The organism is Thermosediminibacter litoriperuensis, assembly GCF_008124715.1.
Classification (GTDB): Bacteria; Bacillota; Thermosediminibacteria; order Thermosediminibacterales; family Thermosediminibacteraceae; genus Thermosediminibacter; species Thermosediminibacter litoriperuensis.
Map to the genome: position 1 here is coordinate 1 of NZ_VNHO01000054.1, position 3,237 is coordinate 3,237.

4 protein-coding genes and 1 riboswitch are annotated in these 3,237 nt (G+C 37.6%); of the genes, 1 reads left to right on the top strand and 3 read right to left on the bottom strand.

All coding sequences use genetic code 11. The features are described 5' to 3' along the window. A partial coding sequence (locus LZ11_RS13220; RefSeq protein WP_484421982.1) for a DUF1648 domain-containing protein occupies positions 1-96 on the bottom strand: 96 nt, incomplete at its 3' end. 296 nt (positions 97-392) lie between these two features. After that, a riboswitch (cyclic di-GMP riboswitch) is annotated at positions 393-481 on the bottom strand. A 490-nt stretch (positions 482-971) separates the two neighbouring features. Here LZ11_RS13220 and LZ11_RS13100 point away from each other — a divergent pair. Beyond that, complete coding sequence (locus tag LZ11_RS13100) at positions 972-1,445, top strand: glycoside hydrolase domain-containing protein (RefSeq protein ID WP_342782622.1); 474 nt, start codon at positions 972-974, stop codon at positions 1,443-1,445. A gap of 58 nt (positions 1,446-1,503) precedes the next feature. Here LZ11_RS13100 and LZ11_RS12090 read toward each other — a convergent pair whose 3' ends face one another. Both LZ11_RS12090 and LZ11_RS12950 read right to left on the bottom strand, forming a co-directional pair. After that, positions 1,504-2,628: a WD40/YVTN/BNR-like repeat-containing protein gene (locus tag LZ11_RS12090; protein WP_148868110.1), complete on the bottom strand. Its 1,125-nt coding sequence runs from the start codon at positions 2,626-2,628 to the stop codon at positions 1,504-1,506. 293 nt (positions 2,629-2,921) lie between these two features. Next, positions 2,922-3,236 carry an ArsR family transcriptional regulator gene (locus LZ11_RS12950; protein ID WP_281282764.1) on the bottom strand — a complete coding sequence of 105 codons (315 nt, stop codon included), beginning with the start codon at positions 3,234-3,236 and terminating at the stop codon, positions 2,922-2,924. Between the last annotated feature and the right edge of the window lies 1 nt (position 3,237).

The window sequence follows — 3,237 nt, forward strand, 5'->3', positions numbered from 1 at the left end:
ATTCCAGTGGGACGGTACCATATCCGGCAATGCGGGGTATAAAATGAAACCCATTACATACAGCGATAGTATAAATCCCAAAAGCAGCCAGTTCATCGGCAGGACGGATTTTTTATTTTTGCCCACTGTAATCCCCCCTTTAGATATTTAGATAATCATCTAAATATATTTTAGCACAAAAATAACTCTTATGCTACAATTTTTGCAAAAAAATTCTGGGCTTTACCCTTTCACTGTAATTATTTAGCCCAGATTTATATACTTTTATCTCCTTGTCCTTTTGTCTTTATCTGCTGCAGTTTATTAAAAAGTTCATTTGCTTCCTTCAAATTTACATTGAAACCAAAAAAGAATCGCCGCCGAAAAAGAAAGCTAGCCAGATCTTTTTATTCAGCGGCAGCCATGCTGTTGTAATGTAAATGCACCTTAGACCCTATGGCTTTTGCACCCCTACCTTTCATTGAGTTTACCCTTTTCTCTGTGTATTATTTCTCTTTAATTGATAATTTTAACAATTTATATTTCCATATTCCTTAATTTTCCTGCCCATATAGCCGAATACGTAAATATTTAATCCCAAATTATTCCCGAAAAAGGACATAAAAACGAAATTAATCGTATCCCGAATGGGAAGGATTAAAAATTTTTTAATAGGGGGGTATTAAAATACCCTCTTATTTACTCTTTAAATAACAAGGGACAAACATAAGGAGGTGGTTGAAAATGTGAACTCCTAAATAATGTTGAGTAATTTATATTATTTCAAATTCAAAAAACCAAAATATTAAGAAGGATGGGTATAATGGCATATGGAATCCATACAGCTACAAATGTATCTAATGTTTTAAATTGTGTCTAAAATAATGGTAAGACTTTTGTTGGAAGATACTTTGCAGTTACTAATACTTGGAAATCATTAACTAAAATTGAAGCTCAAAAATATTTCTTCTGCGGGACTATAAATTGTATCAATTTGGGAAGACGGTCCTGCTGATAAACCTTCGTATTTCACATATGATCAAGGTAAAAAAGATGGTAACAATGCTTTTCACTATGCTGCAGGTATTCAGCAGACAGCTAATACCCCTGTTTATTTTGCTGTAGATTTTGATGCTACTTCATCACATAAACAAGCTATTCCAGATTACTTTGTAGGAGTTAGAGATGGTTACTTACAATACCTTTATGAGCGTCGGAAATTTGGTGAAGAAGAAATTTATTACAAAATTGGCGTATATGGAAGCTATGATGTACTAACTTGGTGTAAAGAACAAGACATTGCAACCTACTTCTTCCAAGCATATGCTCCAGCTTGGAGTAACGGAAGAAACAAAGATCCATGGCCTGGCTATCATTTACGTCAACTTGGTTCAAATCAGGATTTTTGTCATATTAAAGTGGATCCTGATGAATCAAGCGGTGCTGCTGGTGGGTGGAAATATTAAAAAAAGTATAAATAGCCCGAATATCACTAAAAGCTGCCTATCTTTTATAGGCAGCTTTTTAAAAAATTCTTTTCCACGAAACCCCGCCGTTATTGCTGTGAAGTATCTCTGTTCCCGTGTCAAGATTAATAAGTGCCCACCCTACTTTAGGAGTAACGAACTGAATCTGAACTGCGCCTTTAGGATGATGGAGCTCGTTCCAAGTATTACCGCCATCGCGGGTTCCATATAGCTTTGATTCTGTTAAAACCCACCAGTGGGATCTATCCGTTATATTTATAGAAATAATCCTTTCTTTTGTTCTGAAAGGAGGTGCTCCAGACCAGCTTTGCCCTTTATCATGGGTAATGAAGAAAACCACCGAATAGTCGCCTTCTTTATTCATAAACCAGACCGGTAATATCCCGGTAGACTCTTTTTCATCATTGAAAAAGATAGGGGCAGTAATATAAATACTACTGTCACTGTATTCTGATGGTATTGGAAGAATACTTTGCAGCCAGGTATAACCACCGTCCCTGGTGACATATAAACCGTACTTTCCCAGTTCGCGGTATTCGATGGTTACAAATCCGGTTTTGGTATCCGGCAGGAATACAAAGCCGTTTTTATATCCGGCATAGGGGAGAGTGCCTGGTTTTTCTAATGTAGTACCCGGACCCTGACCCTTGTGAATCATCGACCAGGAGCCGTTTATCAGTTTATATACATCGACGGGACTGCTTCCCGAAGCAGGGCCGTAATTTTTTAAAGCCCATCCGTTATAAGACTTTTCGCTGGGGGTAAAGAATAGTAGCCCTAAATTAAAAGGCACCTCCTCTTCAACCCAATGCCTTCCTCCATTTTCCGTTCTGTAGAGTGTACCCTTTAAATCTCTCGAAGATACGATCCACGCCAAATCTGAATTCAGAAAATACCAGGTATAGATTTCCTTCGCACCCTGTGGGGTTACGTCTTCCCACGTTGCCCCGCCGTCGATGGTTCGGTATACTTTATCCGATCCAATAGCCCATCCTTCATTTTTCGTAACCATTTTTAAATATACCAAACTGATATTTTGAGATTGCGAATTTGTTTTATGCGCCAACTCTTCCCGCTTTATTAAATGGTTAAATCTTAAGACTCCAATCAAAACCAGTATTATGATCAGACACCCGTAGAAAAGTCTCTTTTTGAACTTCACTGACATACATCCACCTGGTTCATAAAACTTGACCTTTTTACTTTGGCCAAGCAATCTCCGAACCAGGTATGCACCTCCTTTACTTAAAATCTTATGCTTTTGGGATAGTATTAGGGAATCTAGGCGCTTTTCCCACCGGAAGCCCTGATAAAAGGTCCTTTATATCTTTTTATTGCGATTTTTCTTTCAATTTTTACCTTAATTAATCAAATAATTAAATTTTGGACAGATTATTAAAATGTTTTTTAATTATTATTAATAATAGTGGTTCAGAAGGAAGGTGTCAAGATGGTTTACAAATCCGAATTTAACGTAAATTTTAAAGACCTTGATAAAGAAGACGCAAAAATACTGTCGTGGTTTTTTGTCGGGCTTCGGCATGAAGCTATTAGGCTATTAAAAAAGGAAAAAAAGTTGAAGCAGCATGAAATATTGATCTTAAACGATTTAGTAAATCCTGACGATAGTAAACCGCCTTTTCTCTCGTCCACGACCATGCCCGCCTGTTTCAAAATGTTAAGGTGATGGGAGATGCTGGGCCAGGATATATCAAACTGGGCTGCGATCTCCCCGGCGGTCATATCCTTTTCCTTCAGCATGGACAGGATC